General features: G+C 71.6%; 12 protein-coding genes. 6 read left to right on the top strand and 6 right to left on the bottom strand.

Annotation, left to right across the window (positions count from 1 at the left end):
* Positions 1-166: 166 nt before the first annotated feature.
* Positions 167-1,270, bottom strand: a complete 1,104-nt coding sequence (locus tag AC4BDD_RS23515; RefSeq protein ID WP_490687449.1) for an amidohydrolase family protein — start codon at positions 1,268-1,270, stop codon at positions 167-169.
* Between the two features lie 472 nt (positions 1,271-1,742).
* Between AC4BDD_RS23515 and ectA the strand changes: the two genes are divergently transcribed.
* From ectA to thpD, 4 genes are all read left to right on the top strand, one after another.
* Positions 1,743-2,291 (top strand): diaminobutyrate acetyltransferase, encoded by a 549-nt coding sequence (gene ectA / locus AC4BDD_RS23510; protein WP_490687448.1) that lies wholly within the window; start codon positions 1,743-1,745, stop codon positions 2,289-2,291.
* 135 nt (positions 2,292-2,426) lie between these two features.
* Positions 2,427-3,695, top strand: coding sequence for a diaminobutyrate--2-oxoglutarate transaminase (ectB, locus tag AC4BDD_RS23505; RefSeq protein WP_490687447.1), 1,269 nt, complete (start codon positions 2,427-2,429; stop codon positions 3,693-3,695).
* Positions 3,696-3,746: 51 nt separating this feature from the next.
* Positions 3,747-4,145, top strand: coding sequence for an ectoine synthase (locus AC4BDD_RS23500; RefSeq protein ID WP_490687446.1), 399 nt, complete (start codon positions 3,747-3,749; stop codon positions 4,143-4,145).
* Positions 4,146-4,148: 3 nt separating this feature from the next.
* On the top strand, positions 4,149-5,036 hold the full coding sequence (gene thpD / locus AC4BDD_RS23495; RefSeq protein WP_490687445.1) for an ectoine hydroxylase: 888 nt from the start codon (positions 4,149-4,151) through the stop codon (positions 5,034-5,036).
* Between the two features lie 95 nt (positions 5,037-5,131).
* Here thpD and AC4BDD_RS23490 read toward each other — a convergent pair whose 3' ends face one another.
* Positions 5,132-6,193 carry an aminotransferase class V-fold PLP-dependent enzyme gene (locus AC4BDD_RS23490; RefSeq protein ID WP_490687444.1) on the bottom strand — a complete coding sequence of 354 codons (1,062 nt, stop codon included), beginning with the start codon at positions 6,191-6,193 and terminating at the stop codon, positions 5,132-5,134.
* 234 nt (positions 6,194-6,427) lie between these two features.
* Between AC4BDD_RS23490 and AC4BDD_RS23485 the strand changes: the two genes are divergently transcribed.
* A complete protein-coding gene (locus AC4BDD_RS23485) occupies positions 6,428-7,114 on the top strand; it encodes a class I SAM-dependent methyltransferase (RefSeq protein ID WP_490687443.1) in 687 nt (228 codons plus the stop codon).
* Positions 7,115-7,178: 64 nt separating this feature from the next.
* Here the strand turns inward: AC4BDD_RS23485 and AC4BDD_RS23480 are convergent, their stop codons facing one another.
* Positions 7,179-8,627, bottom strand: a complete 1,449-nt coding sequence (locus tag AC4BDD_RS23480) for an NCS2 family permease (protein ID WP_490687442.1) — start codon at positions 8,625-8,627, stop codon at positions 7,179-7,181.
* A 131-nt stretch (positions 8,628-8,758) separates the two neighbouring features.
* Positions 8,759-9,601, bottom strand: a complete 843-nt coding sequence (locus tag AC4BDD_RS23475; protein WP_490687441.1) for a right-handed parallel beta-helix repeat-containing protein — start codon at positions 9,599-9,601, stop codon at positions 8,759-8,761.
* Positions 9,602-10,095: 494 nt separating this feature from the next.
* On the opposite strand from AC4BDD_RS23475, the gene AC4BDD_RS23470 reads away from it, so the two are divergent.
* Positions 10,096-11,310, top strand: a complete 1,215-nt coding sequence (locus tag AC4BDD_RS23470) for a TerD family protein (RefSeq protein WP_490687440.1) — start codon at positions 10,096-10,098, stop codon at positions 11,308-11,310.
* 81 nt (positions 11,311-11,391) lie between these two features.
* On the opposite strand, the gene AC4BDD_RS23465 is transcribed toward AC4BDD_RS23470, so the two are convergent.
* On the bottom strand, positions 11,392-12,843 hold the full coding sequence (locus AC4BDD_RS23465) for an alkaline phosphatase PhoX (protein WP_490687439.1): 1,452 nt from the start codon (positions 12,841-12,843) through the stop codon (positions 11,392-11,394).
* 115 nt (positions 12,844-12,958) lie between these two features.
* Positions 12,959-14,455 carry a hypothetical protein gene (locus AC4BDD_RS23460; protein ID WP_490687438.1) on the bottom strand — a complete coding sequence of 499 codons (1,497 nt, stop codon included), beginning with the start codon at positions 14,453-14,455 and terminating at the stop codon, positions 12,959-12,961.
* Between the last annotated feature and the right edge of the window lie 181 nt (positions 14,456-14,636).

The following is a 14,636-nucleotide window of genomic DNA, read 5'->3' as shown; positions in this document are numbered from 1 at the left end:
GTGTGGAACCCCCACAAGAGACTTGGAGCCGTCGGCACCCGTCTACGGGGGACATCACGGGTGCCGACGGCCTCGACCCCGGCCATACTCGCGCACCCAACGTGAACGGTCAGCCACCCGTGGTGAGTTCATCCCACCGGGTGACTCTCGTCCCTGCTTTCGATTCCTACCGCACCACTCGCCCCCGCAGCACCACCCGGCGGGGCGCCGCCAGCACCCGCACATCCGCGCGCGGGTCGGCCTCGTAGACCACCAGGTCGGCCGGGGAGCCCTCCTCCAGCCCGGGGCGGCCGAGCCAGGCGCGCGCGCCCCAGGTGGTCGCGGACAGCGCGTCGACCGCCGGGATACCGGCGCGGGTCAGCTCGGCGACCTCCTGGGCGATCAGCCCGTGGGCCAGCGAACCGCCCGCGTCCGTCCCCGCGTAGATGGGCACGCCGGCGTCGTAGGCCGCGCGCACGGTGTCGTAGCGGCGGGCGTGGAGGCGCCGCATGTGGTCCGCCCAGCGGGGGAACTTCGCCTCGCCGCCCTGCGCCAGCCGCGGGAAGGTCGCGATGTTGACCAGCGTCGGCACGATGGCCACCCCGCGCTCGGCGAACAGCGGGATGGTCTCCTCGGTGAGGCCGGTGGCGTGCTCGACGCAGTCGATGCCCGCCTCCACCAGCGGGGCGAGGGTCTCCTCCGCGAAACAGTGGGCGGTGACCCGGGCGCCCAGCCGGTGCGCCTCCGCGATCGCCGCCTCGACCTCGCCACGCGGCCAGCAGGCGCCGAGGTCTCCGGTCTCCCGGTCGATCCAGTCGCCGACGAGCTTGACCCAGCCGTCGCCGCGGCGCGCCTCGCGGCCGACATAGGCGACGAGGTCGGCCGGCTCGATCTCATGCGCGTAGTTGCGGATGTAGCGCCTGGTGCGGGCGATGTGGCGGCCGGCCCGGATGATGCGCGGCAGGTCCTCGCGGTCGTCGATCCACCGGGTGTCGGACGGCGATCCGGCGTCCCGCAGCAGCAGCGCGCCGATCTCCCGCTCGCGCAGCGCCTGGCTCTCGCTGACCGCCTTGTCGACCGGGCCGTGGGCGTCGAGCCCGACATGGCAGTGCGCGTCGACCAGGCCGGGCAGTGCCCAGCCCTCGACGAGGGTGACGTCGCGGGCCGAGGCCCCGGTGGGCCGGTCGTACGAGATCTTCCCGTCGATCACCCAGAGTTCGTCGCGGGTCTCGCCGGGCTCCGGCCCGACCAGTACGCGTCCCTTGATGTGCAGCACCGCGCTATCGCTCATGCTCCGCACTGTACGAGCACCACCCGCCGCGGGGTACACGCCCGGGCACCGGGCGGGGCCGCCCCGGCCGGCCGGCGGGCCCGGCGCCCCGCGGGCCGCCCCCGGCCGATTCCGCCACACACCATTACGCGTTAAATTCCCGTGATTGCCGCGACAATTTTCGCCGCCCTTTTCAGCGCAGCTTCCCATATTCTTCTGCCCGGTTTTCCGAACCTTAAACGCCAAGATTTCGCTAGATTCCACAAGGGTCGAAGCAAGGTTCACGCGGGGCTAATTCACGCACATCTCCTCGTCGTTACGTACATGTGACACACTCCACAGGACGTCCGTTTCGCCCGATACTCACCGGGGCAAATCACCTCTTTCCCCGGGCCCGCGCGCACGCGCGTCCGCGCGATAACACGACCACCCCCGTCCACGTAACCCCTCCCGGCGATGCAATTCAGGATTCTCCTCGGTAAATTCAATTCGCATGACCCCCGCACCAGCAGATCTTGCACGTGCCCGTGACGAATTCACAGAAATGCCGGAAGGACTGCGGATCGACGCCCCACGCGTCGAGGACGGAGCCGCGATCTGGCGCATCGCCCGCGACTCCAAGGCCCTGGACCTCAACTCGTCGTACAGCTACCTGCTGTGGTGTCGCGACTTCGCCGCCACCTCGGTGGTGGCCCGCGACGCCCAGGGCGAGGCCGTCGGCTTCGTCACCGGCTACATCCGCCCGGAACGCCCCCAGACCCTGGTGGTCTGGCAGGTCGCCGTCGACCACGCGTACCGCGGCCGGGGGCTGGCGGCGGCCCTGCTGGACGGACTGACCGCGCGGGTCGCGCGGACGGCGGGGATCCAGGGGATCGAAACCACCATCACGCCGGACAACACCGCCTCGAACCGGCTGTTCACCTCGTTTGCAGAGCGCCATGGCGCGGATGTCAGTCGTGAGGTGCTCTTCCACGGCAGCCTGTTCCCGGACGGCACGCACGAGCCCGAAGTGCTCTACCGCATCGGCCCTCTCGCGCGCTGACCGGACCTGCCGCCCGCACCGCATCCCCCGCCCTCGCCGGGCCCACCCACCCGCACCGGGCACCCGACCTGCGTTTCCCACCCCGCAGACCCCGGACTTCCTCCCCCCTCGCCACGCATCCTTCAGGAGAATGCCGTGACCATCACCCCGCCCGCACTGAGTGTCTTCGAGACCCTGGAGTCGGAGGTGCGCAGCTACTGCCGTGGCTGGCCCGCCGTCTTCGACCGCGCGCAGGGCAGCTACATGTACGACGAGGACGGCCACACCTACCTCGACTTCTTCGCCGGCGCCGGTGCCCTCAACTACGGCCACAACAACCCGGTTCTCAAACGCGCCCTCATCGACTACATCGAGCGGGACGGCGTCACGCACGGCCTGGACATGGGCACCACGGCCAAGCGCGCCTTCCTGGAGGCGTTCCAGAACATCGTGCTGCGCCCGCGCGACCTGCCGTACAAGGTCATGTTCCCGGGCCCGACCGGCACCAACGCGGTCGAGGCAGCACTGAAGCTGGCCCGCAAGGTCAAGGGCCGGGAGGCGGTCGTCTCCTTCACCAACGCCTTCCACGGCATGTCGCTCGGGGCCCTGGCCGTCACCGGCAACGCCTTCAAGCGAGCGGGCGCCGGCATTCCGCTGGTGCACGGCACCCCCATGCCGTTCGACCACTACCTGGACGGCCAGGTCCCGGACTTCCTCTGGTTCGAGCGGCTGTTGGAGGACCAGGGCTCGGGGCTCAACCAGCCCGCCGCGGTGATCGTCGAGACGGTGCAGGGCGAGGGCGGCATCAACGTGGCACGCCCGGAGTGGCTGCGCGGCCTGGCCGACCTGTGCAAGCGCCGCGACATGCTGCTGATCGTCGACGACATCCAGATGGGCTGTGGCCGCACCGGCCCGTTCTTCTCGTTCGAGGAGGCGGGCATCACCCCGGACATCGTCACGCTCTCCAAGTCCATCGGCGGCTACGGGCTGCCCATGTCGCTCACCCTCTTCCGGCCCGAGCTGGACGTCTGGGAGCCGGGCGAGCACAACGGAACCTTCCGCGGGAACAACCCGGCGTTCGTCACCGCCACCGCCGCGCTGAGCACCTACTGGGCCGACGGAGGGATGGAGAAGCAGACGCTGGCGCGCGGCGAGCAGATCGAGGCGGCGCTGCGCGTGATCTGCGCCGAGCACGCCGGCCTGGGTGCCGAGTACCGCGGCCGGGGCCTGGTCTGGGGGCTGGAGTTCGCCGACCGGTCGCGTGCCCAGGCGGTCTGCGCCCGCGCCTTCGAGCTCGGTCTGCTGGTGGAGACCTCCGGCCCGATGAGCGAGGTCGTCAAGCTGCTGCCGGCGCTCACCGTCTCCCCCGAAGAGCTGGACGAGGGCCTGCGGACCCTCGCCCGGGCGGTCCGCGAGACCGCCTGACCGTCCCCTTCCGCGCGCACCACCCGTACCAGCAGAAAGGCACAACTCACCGTGATCGTCCGATCCTTCAAGGACATCGAGGGAACCGACCGGCATGTCAAGTCCAGGTCCGGTACCTGGGAGAGCAAGCGCATCGTCCTCGCCAAGGAGGGCGTCGGCTTCTCGCTCCACGAGACCGTGCTGTACGCGGGCACCGAGACGTCGATGTGGTACGCCAACCACTTCGAGGCGGTGCTGTGCGTCGAGGGCGAGGCGGAGCTGACCGACGACGAGACCGGCGAGAAGCACCTGATCACCCCGGGCACGATGTACCTGCTCGACGGCCATGAGCGGCACACCCTGCGGCCCAGGACCGACTTCCGCTGCGTCTGCGTCTTCAACCCGCCGGTCACCGGACGGGAGGACCACGACGAGAACGGTGTCTATCCCCTGCTCACGGAGGAGGCCTGAGCGATGACCACGGTCACTGACCTGTACCCGACCCGGGGCGCGACCGAGGTGCTCACCCCGCGGCTGGACCCGGTGGTCTGGTCGCCCGCCGACGCCCCCGGGCCCATCGCCCCCGCGGACCTGCACGGCTTCGACCGGGACGGATTCCTCACCGTCGACCAGCTGGTCACGCCGGAGGAGGTGGCCACCCTCCGTGCGGAGCTGGAACGGCTGATCACCGATCCGGCCGTGCGGGCCGATGAGCGCGCCATCATCGAGCCGAAGTCCAGGGACGTGAGGTCGGTGTTCGAGGTGCACCGGATCAGCGAGGTCTTCGCGGACCTGGTGCGCGATCCGCGTGTCGTCGGCCGCGCCCGGCAGATCCTGGGCTCCGAGGTGTACGTCCACCAGTCCCGGATCAACGTCAAGCCGGGGTTCGGGGCCAGCGGCTTCTACTGGCACTCGGATTTCGAGACCTGGCACGCCGAGGACGGGCTGCCGCGGATGCGCACGGTGTCCGTCTCCATCGCGCTGACGGAGAACCACGACACCAACGGCGGCCTGATGATCATGCCCGGCTCGCACCGGTCCTTCCTCGGCTGCGCGGGTGAGACGCCGAAGGACAACTACAAGCGGTCGCTGAAGATGCAGGAGGCGGGCACGCCGTCGGACAGGGCGCTGACCGACCTCGCCGACCGGCACGGCATCCGGCTGTTCACCGGCAAGGCCGGCTCGGCCACCTGGTTCGACTGCAACTGCATGCACGGTTCCGGGGACAACATCACGCCGTATCCGCGCAGCAACGTCTTCATCGTCTTCAACAGCGTCGAGAACGCCGCGGTCGAGCCCTTCGCGGCTCCGGCCCCCCGCCCGGCCTTCATCGGGGCGCGGGACTTCACGCCGGTGCGGTGACCTGTGGGCTGACGCGGCGCACTGATCCGGTGCGCTGACCAGCACGCGCGCGGGGTGCCGGGGCCGATCGCCTCGGCACCCCGCGCGCGTGCGCGTCACCCCTGGCCTGGCAGGGTCGCCAGCAGCTCCAGCAGCCGGTCCGCGTCGGCCCTGGTGTTGTGGAGGTGGAAGGCGGCCCGCAGACCGCCCGCCCGGCCGGCCACATACACCTCGGCCTCGGCCAGTCCCTCGACCGTGTGGCCCAGCCCGGGCACCGAGACGATCGCCGAGCCGGGCGCCGGGAGCGGGGTGTGCCCCAGCGCGGTGACCCCGGCCCGGAAGTGGTCGGCGAGCGCGCGGTCGTGGGTGCCGATGGCCTCCGGGCCGATCTCCTCGACCAGGGCGAGTGAGTGCCGGGCGGCCAGGTAGGAGAGTACGGCCGGGCTCTGGTCGAAGCGCCGGGCGGAGTGCGCGAGTTCGGTGACCGGGCCGTAGGTGCTCTCCCAGGGTTTCTCTCCGGCGGCCCAGCCCGCGAAGACCGGGGTGAGCCCGCCGAGGTCGTCGGGGACGGTCAGGAAGGCGACGCCGCGCGGGCACATCAGCCACTTGAAGCCCACGCAGACGGTGAAGTCGAAGACGTCGGCGCTCAGCGGCAGCCAGCCGGCGGACTGGCTGAGGTCCACCAGCGTGCGGGCCCCGTGCGCGCGGGCCGCCTCGGTGAGGGCGTCGAGGTCGGCGAGCCGCCCGTCCGCCGACTGGACCGCGCTGACGGCGACCAGCTCGGTGCCGGGGCGTACCGCCTCCGCCAGCTCGGACAGCGGCACGATCCGCAGCCTGAGGTCCGGGCGCATCGTGAAGGGGTTCACCAGCGAACTGAAATCGCCCTCGGCGACCAGCACTTCGGCCCCCGTCGGCAGGGACGTGGCGATCAGGCCGACGTACACCGCGACCGAGGCCCCGGCCGCCACCCGCCGCACGGGCACGCCGACGATCCGGGCGTAGCGGGCGCGGCTCTCCTCCACCGCGTCGAAGGCGGCGTCGAGGTAGTCGCCGCCGGAAGCGGCGGCGTCGATGGCGGCCTTCAGGGGAGCCACCGAGCGGGCGGGGAGCAGCCCGCTGGAGGCGGTGTTGAGGTAGGTCGTGACGGGCGCGAACTCACTTCCTGACAAGCTCTCCATGCGCCAACTATCAGCCGCGCCGACGCAGCCGTCCATCGCACCGCGCCGCGCCGTTCCGTCAAGCAGCGGGGACGCACCCTGGCTGACCTGCGGCGATTCAATCCGCTGCGGATCCGCCGCAATCTGCTGCCATCTGCGGCGATCCGCTCCGATCCGCCTTCCCGCTACTTTCCGGCTGTTTCGGTCCGGGCCGAAGCGGGGTGCGCGGCGGCGCGCGGTGGGTAGCGTGACCGCATGACGCGATCCGAGCAGCTGCGGCGGTACTGGGAGACGACCGGTGCCGGGCACACCTTCACCCATCCGCTCGATGCCGAACTCCTGGCGCGGTACGTGTCCGTCGACGCGCGGATCCTGGACTACGGCTGCGGGTACGGAAGGCTGGTGGCCGAGCTCGGCGCGCTCGGGTACCGCGATGTGCGGGGGGTGGATCCGTCCGCGGCGCTCATCGAGCGCGGTCGCACCGAGCGTCCGGGGCTGCGGCTGAGCCATGTGGAGCGGCCGCCGCTGCCGTATCGGGACGGAGAGTTCGAGGCGGCGCTGCTGTTCGCGGTGCTGACCTGCATTCCGGAGGGCAGCGCCCAGGAGGAGACGCTGGCCGAGCTGGCGCGGCTGATCCGGCCGGGCGGGGTGCTCTATCTCAGCGATGTGCCTTTGCAGGACGACGAGCGCCACCTGGCCCGGTACCGCGCGGCGGCGCCGGGCGAGGACGCGGCGGGGGCGGACGGGGATGCCGGCGAGGCGGCCGCGTACGGCACCTTCGGCATCGCCGACGGCGGGGTCTTCCGGCACCAGGACCCGGAGGGGCTGCGCGCGCTGCTGGCGCGCCATGGTTTCGAGGTGGCCGAGGAGCGGCGGGATCCGGTGCCCACGCTCGACGGCCACACCGTGACCCGGCTGCAGCTGGTGGCGCGCCGCCGGTAGCGGGTGTCCGGATATGCGAGCGCCCGCGCCGAGGAGACTCGGCGCGGGCGCGGCGCGCCGCGGCTCAGGTGAGCAGCTCGCGGATCGGGTTGATCGCGAAGTAGGCGGCGAAGAGGGCGGCGGTGCCCCACAGCAGCCAGTGCACCTCGCGGGCCTTGCCGAGCACCGTCTTGATGACGACGTAGCTCACGAAGCCGGCGCCGATGCCGTTGGTGATGGAGTACGTGAACGGCATGACGGCGATGGTGAGGAAGGCCGGGATGGCGATCTCGTACTTCTCCCACTCGATGTGCCGCACCTGGCTCATCAGCAGGAAGCCGACGGCGACCAGCGCGGGCGCGGCGGCCTGCGCGGGCACCACCGTCGCCAGCGGGGTCAGGAAGAGGGCGAGGCCGAAGAGGCCGCCGGTGACCAGGTTCGCGAAGCCGGTGCGCGCGCCTTCGCCGACACCCGCGGCGGACTCGATGTAGGTGGTGGAGGAGGAGGCGGACGAGGCGCCGCCGGCCACCGCGGCGACGCTGTCGATGAACAGCACCCGGCCCAGGTTGGGGACCTTGCCCTGGGCGTCCAGCAGTCCGGCCTCGTTGCTCACGCCGACGACGGTGCCCATGGTGTCGAAGAAGTCGGAGAGGATCAGCGTGAAGATGATCAGGACGAGGGTGAGGGCGCCGACCTCGTGCCACGCCCCGAAGAGGTCGAACTCGCCGATCAGGCCGAAGTCCGGTGAGGAGACCACGTCATCCGGCAGCTTGGGCTCGATCGCGCCCCAGCCCGCGTGCTTGTCGAAGACCTCGTTGACCACGATCGCCAGCACGGTGGTGGCGATGATGCTGATCAGGATCGCGCCCCGGAAGCCGCGGGCCATCAGGGCGATGGTCAGCAGCACGCCGAAGCAGAAGACCACCGACGGCCAGCCGCTCAGCTCGCCGTCCGCCCCGAGCTGCACCGGCACCGAGCCCTCACCCGGGCCACCGGGGATGCGGGTGACGAAGCCTGCGTCGATGAAGCCGATGAACGCGATGAACAGGCCGATGCCGACGCTGATCGCCTGCTTCAGTGGCTGCGGAATGGCGTGCATGACCGCTTCGCGCACGCCGGTGAGCACCAGCGCGCAGATGATGAGACCTTCCAGGACCACCAGGCCCATGGCGTCTTCCCAGCTCATCTGCGGGGCGATCTGGAAGGCGACGACCGCGTTGAGGCCGAGTCCGGCGGCGAGGGCCAGCGGCAGATTGCCCGCGACGCCCATGATGACCGTCATCACCGCGGCGACCAGAGCGGTGGCGGTGGCCAGCTGGGTCTGTGAGAGGTGGTGGTGGTACTTGTCCTCGGCACTCCCCAGGATGATGGGATTGAGCACGAGAATGTACGCCATCGTAAAGAACGTGGCGAATCCGCCGCGTATTTCCCGGCCGAAGTCCGACCCGCGCTCCGATATCCGGAAGAACCGGTCGACTCCGTTCTGTCCGGTGGCCGGTGGCGCTTCGGGCTTGTCAATGAGCTGTCTGGACACGGCGCTGCTCCTCGTTCTTGGAAAATGACGGCAAGCGAGTGTGCTGGATTGTGCTCGCCGGACGCATCGATCAGGTTTACGGTGTATTACGAGATCACTGCGACAGCGGCGAGAGCCTGGACAGGCGGGGGTCAACTCCCCTTGGATGCAAGGCTGGAGGGGATTCCCCAGGCGTTGCCGCGGGAGACGGTGCGGGCGCCGAGGCGGGCGTCGATGCCGCCGTTCCGAACGGCCCAGGAATGCTCGACGACGACCGGGCTGGGCCAGTCCCGGAGTCGGATTCCGTCGCCGCTGTTGTCGTAGGACCGGGCCCCGGTGATGAGATTTCCGCCGCCCGAACCGGAGATGAGCGCGATACCGTCCGCGACGGGGGCGCCCGGCCGCCCGTGATTGCCGTGCGAATCGACGTCGCGGATGACATTGCCGCGGGTCCCGGCGCCGCGCAGCAGCACACCGGTGCCACCGCCCGCACGCGTCGTCAGCTTCTCCAGGATCTCGCCGGTACAGGAGACGCACACCACCGCGCTGCCCGGGGAGTTGCGGAACTCGATCCCCGACACGGTCCAGAAGTCGGCGCGGAGCGTCAGCAGCGCGTCCCCCGCCGCCAGCTTCGAGCCGTCCACGGTGACCGATTCCGAGCCGTACGCCCGCAGCTCGATGCGGTGGTCCACGCTGCCGTCGATCTCGCCGCGCAGCGGGGCGGCGGGGTGGTAGACGCCGCCGCGCACCCAGATGGTGGTGCCCGGCTCGGCGGCCGACAGGGCCCTGGCCAGGGTGCGGTAGGGGGTCGCGCGGGTGCCCGTGGCGGCGTCGCTGCCGGTGGTGGAGACGAAGACCGCGGTGTCCGCGGCGCTGGCGCCGCCGGGGGCCGCGGTCAGATACACGCCCGCCGCGGCGGAGGCGGCGATGACGACGGTGCCCAGCGGCAGCGTGCGGTCCTTGCGGTGGCGTCCGCGGTAGCGACGGCGCCTCATGGCAGCTCCTGTCGGTGCGGCGAGGGTCGCCGTGCGCTCGCGGTGTCCATGGATGCAGATGGTACGCGTGGGAAGCGGCCCAATGGGGGCTTCTGGCTTACTGGTTGGGGCCGCTACCCGATCGTGATCAACGGCCGCCGGTGTGACGGCCGGGCCGCACCGGGACGGCCGGGGGACCACCGCGCCGGCGCCGTGCGGCGGCCGGCGGGGCACGTGGCGAGGAGAGGAGGGGAAGGGAGGCCGGGCGGGGCCAGGTAACGCCCGGCCTCCCGCTCCGGGGCGGCAGACGAAGGCCATGGGCTGTCGCCGCCCATACCACTATTCTTCTCCGTCGCGTGCCGCTCCATCCACATGGTCTCGGTCTGGAACAGGTAGGAAATCGGCCGCATCCCGACCGGCCGGCGGCACGGGCGTCCCGCTCCGGCGGGCACCGGGCTTCCGCAAGGTCAAGGAACCGTAAACCGGCCTCGTTCGTTACCCGGAACATGACCGCTATGACTCCCGGCTCGAACCTGCCACTCCCCGTCGCACGGGTGGCGGTGGACGTCACCGCACCGGTGCGGCTCGACGTGTCGGGCCTGCTCCTCACCGCCAACGGCAAGGTGCGCTCCGACGACGACTTCGTCTTCTACAACCAGCCGGCCGGCCCCGGCGTCACCCACTCGGCCTCGGCGCCCGGCGGCGGTGACACCATCACCGTCGACACCGCGGCGATCCCGGCCGACATCGACAAGGTCGTGGTGACCGCGAGCCTGGACACGCCCGGCGCCACCTTCGCCGGCACCGAGCCGACGGCCACCGTCCGCGGCGCCGACGACGGCTCGGTCATCGCGACCTTCACGCCGCCGCGGCTCGGCCCCGAGACCGCGCTGGTGGTCGTCGAGGTGTACCGGCGCGGCGGCGCCTGGAAGGTGCGCGCGGTCGGTCAGGGCTACGCCAACGGCCTGGCCGGGATCGCCACCGACTTCGGGGTCACCGTCGAGGAACCGGCCGCGCCCGCCGCGCAGCCGGCGCCGCCCACCGGTCCGGCCGTCCAGCTCCCGCCGCCCGGCGCGGTGACGGCCCCGCCGGTTCCCGCCGCGCCGCCGGCGGCCCCGCCTGCCCCGGCCGCCGCGCCTGCGGCCGGCGCCGGCAAGATCAACCTGGACAAGGGCCGGGTCAGCCTCCAGAAGAACCAGACGGTCTCGCTGGTCAAGGGCGGCAAGCCGCTGCTCTCCTCGGTGAAGATGGGGCTGGGCTGGGAGCCCGCGTTCGGCGGCAAGGCCATCGACCTGGACGCGTCCGTGATCGCCTACGGCGTGGACCGGAAGAAGATCGACAACTGCTTCTTCGGCAAGCTGAGCATCCTGGGCGGCACCATCCAGCACTCCGGTGACAACCTCACCGGCGAGGGCGGCGGGGACGACGAGGTCATCACCGTCCACCTCGGCGGGCTGCCCCCGGAGGTGACCGGGCTGGTCTTCACGGTGAACTCCTTCTCCGGTCAGAAGTTCACCGATGTCGCCAAGGCGTACTGCCGGCTGCTGGACGCCGGGACGGGCGAGGAGCTGGTCCGCTTCAACCTCACCCACGCCGAGCCGCGCACCGGCGTGATGATGGCGAAAATGATCCGCCAGTTCTCCGGTGAGTGGGAGATGACCGCGCTGGGCGAGTACGTGGACTCGCGCACCGTGCGCGGCATGGTCAAGCCCGGTGGAAAGGCACTCTGACCGGTCCGAGGGACCCGGCCGGGCCCGAGCGGGGCCCGGCCGGACGTGCCGGCGGGATCAGCCGCGCCGGCGCCGAGCAGGTCAGCCGCGCTGGCGACGCCAGGGGCCGGTGATCGCCACCATGATGCCCGGGTCCTGGATGTTGGCGTAGAGCGTGCGGCCGTCGGGAGAGAAGACGACGCCGGTGAACTCGCTGTACTCCGGCGCGTCTGCGGTGCCGATGTTCAGGTCGTTGCGCGCGATCGGGTAGGTCCGCCCGTCGTCGGTGGCCCCGAACAGGTGCTGGACGCCCTCGCCGTCCTCGGCGATGATCAGCCCGCCGTACGGCGAGACGGTGATGTTGTCCGGGCCGTCGAAAGCGCCGTCCTCGCCGGGCTCGGGGTTCACCCCGAGCAGCACCTTGAGGGTGAGGGTGCGGCGCTTGGGGTCGTAGAACCACACCTGGCCGTCGTGCGCGACCGGGCTCTCCGCCCGGGCGTAGGAGGAGACGACGTACGCGCCGCCGTCGGCCCACCACATGCCTTCCAGCTTGCGTGCCCGGGTGACCTGTCCCGCGGTGAACTGCTTGCGCACCGGCACCGACTTCGCGTCCCGGTCCGGCACCGTCACCCAGTCGACGCCGTAGACCGTGCCGGTCCTGGTGGCGCGCGACAGGTCGTCGACGACGTTGCCGCCGGAGTCGAAGCACAGGGCGGCCTGCAGCACGCCGGCGTCGTCGGCGAGGCCGCGCAGCCTGCCCCGGCCGTGCGCGAAGCCCTCCGGCGGGGTCCAGCGGTAGAGCAGTCCGTTGGGGCCGGAGGCGTCCTCGGTCAGGTAGAGGTGGCCGCGCTTGGTGTCAACGACCACGGCCTCGTGGTCGTAGCGGCCGAGCGCCTTGATGGGCCGGGGGTCGAGGTTGGCCCGCCGGTCGTGGGGGTCGACCTCGAAGACGTAGCCGTGGTCCTTGGTCATGCCGTTCTGGCCCGCCCGGTCGGTGTTCTCCTCGCAGGTCAGCCAGGTGCCCCAGGGGGTGCGGCCGCCCGCGCAGTTGGTGGAGGTACCGGCGATGCCCACCCACTCGGTCACATGGTCGCCGTGCTTGGAGACCTCCACGACGGTGCAACCGCCGGACGCCGCCGGGTCGTAGACCAGGCCCTCGGTCAGCGGCACCGGGTGCTTCCACTTGGAGCGCGGGCCCTTCAGCTCGTGGTTGTTGACGAGCAGGGTGGTGCCGCGCGGCCCGGCGAAGGTCGCGGTGCCGTCGTGGTTGGAGGGCGTGGGCTCACCCGACTCCAGGGTGGTGACGCCGCTGTGGGTGATGACGCGGTAGGAGAAGCCGGCGGGCAGCGCGAGGATGCCGTCCGGGTCCGTCACGAGCGGCCCGTATCCGAAGCGGTGGCCGCCGCGCGCCGCGTCCTCGCCGCTCGCCTCGGTGCCCTCCTCGCCGGCGATCGCGCCGGGCGCGGTGGCGAGCACCGCGGCGCTCCCGACCAGGGCGACCCCGGCCCCGGTGTAGGCGGATCGCTTGGCGAAGTCTCTGCGGCTGAGCGGCATGGTCGTCTCCCGGGTGGCCAGTTCTTCCTCCGACTGCGGGCATACGGTCCCGCCCCCGGCCGAACGGGAGTTGAACGTGACACGACATCGGCGGGCCTATTCGGCCCGCGGTGGCTCAGCCCCGCGAGCGCGCCTTGAAGGCCGCCCGGCGGGCCGCCTTGGCCGTCTTCTTGTCGGGGTGCAGCCGTCCCATCGCCTCCAGCACCTGCGCGGTCGCCGGGTGGTCGACCCGCCAGGCTGTCTCGAAGAAACTCTCCGAGCGGCTGACCAGCCCTTCCACCAGCTCCCGCAGCTCGTCCGAGTCGCCGTCCGCGGCGAGCTGTGCCGCGATGGTGTCCACGGTCAGCCAGAAGACCATGTCCTCCGGCGGCTCCGGCACGTCGGTCACGCCGCGCTCGGCCAGCCAGACCCGGGCCAGGCCGCCCAGCTCGCGGTCGTCGAGGACCTCGCGGAAGGCCGGTTCGGCCTCGGCGCCGACCAGGGTGAGGGCCTGCTGGCAGGCGAGGCGGCGCAGTGGCGCGTCCTCGTCGTCGCCACGGGCGGCGGCGAGCAGCTCCCGGGCGGCCGCGTCGGGGGCGCGGTGGGCGAGCCAGGCCTCGGCCTCGGCGCGTGCGGCCCGGCGCGGGTGGCCGGGCAGCGCGTCCAGCAGCATCTCCGGGCCCTTGTCGGCCAGATCGCCGACGGCGGGGGCGTCGATTCCGGCGTCCAGCATCCGGGCGCGCAGCGCGAAGACGCCGAGCGGGGTCAGCCGGACCATGCCGTAGCGGGAGACGTCCTCCGCGTCCAGCTCCGCCGGCTCCGGACCGGTCTCGGGGTGTCCGCCGTCGCCGTCGACCTCCTCGATGAGCGCCTCGTCGACCGGTTCGTACTCGACCAGGCCGGACGGCTCCAGCAGCCGGAACTGGTCGTCGAGCCGGAGCATCGCCTCCGAGACCTCCTGGAGGATGTCGTCGGTGGGCTCGGTCATGTCGTCGGGGACGATCAGGGAGGCGGCGAGCGCGGGCAGCGGCACGGGCCGTTCGGCGGCGTCCTCGTCCAGCGCGGTCAGCAGGTAGAGGTTGCGGAGCACGCCGTCGAGGAAGTCGGCGTCGGCCTGGGGGTCCCACTGGAACGCGTCGAGGTCGACCTCGCCGTCCTCGTCGAGGTGGTCGCCGAGGTCGGGGGTGGCGGCGTCGGCCAGCACCACGTCCACTCCGCCGAGCCAGAGTTCGAGGATGTCGTGCGGGCTGCCGCCGATGAGGGTCGCCAGCTCGGTGCCGGGCCGCACGCAGCCGGCCGACTCGTCGTCGTCCTGCCCGTCGCCGCCGGCGTCCGCGCGCTCCGGCTCCTCGTCCTTGTCGATGTAGTCGACGAGTCCGATGTCCAGGGCCAGCCGCCAGGCGTACGCCGTGTGGTCGGCGCCGTAGGTGTCGTCCGCGAGGCCCAGTTGTTCGACCGCGGCGCGCAGCGCGTCCCCGGTCAGCTCGCCGTTCGCCCCGACCCGCAGGCCCGGTTCGAGCCAGCGGGCCAGCCGTGCCGCGCGGTTCAGGAGCGGGGTGCACAGCGCGTCCCGCGCGAGTTCCGCGTCGGTGTGCAGCCGCACCGGCGGCATGGTGGAGCGGTCTGCGGGCATGGGGTGTTCAGCTCCTCGGAATGTGGACGGACCGTGTCCAAGCGTAGACGGAATGCCATCGCGCTTCCGTCCGATGGGATGGGCGCGACCCGGTGGGGATCCGATCCGGCCACCGCGACGGAGGTTCCTCCAAACCTGGTGCGGATGTCTCGTAGATCACTATCAAGCAGTGTTCACCCGG

The organism is Streptomyces sp. JLBT605 (assembly GCF_058215555.1).
The sequence above is the reverse complement of the archived record's forward strand: the minus strand, read 5'-3'. Positions and strand labels throughout refer to the sequence as shown.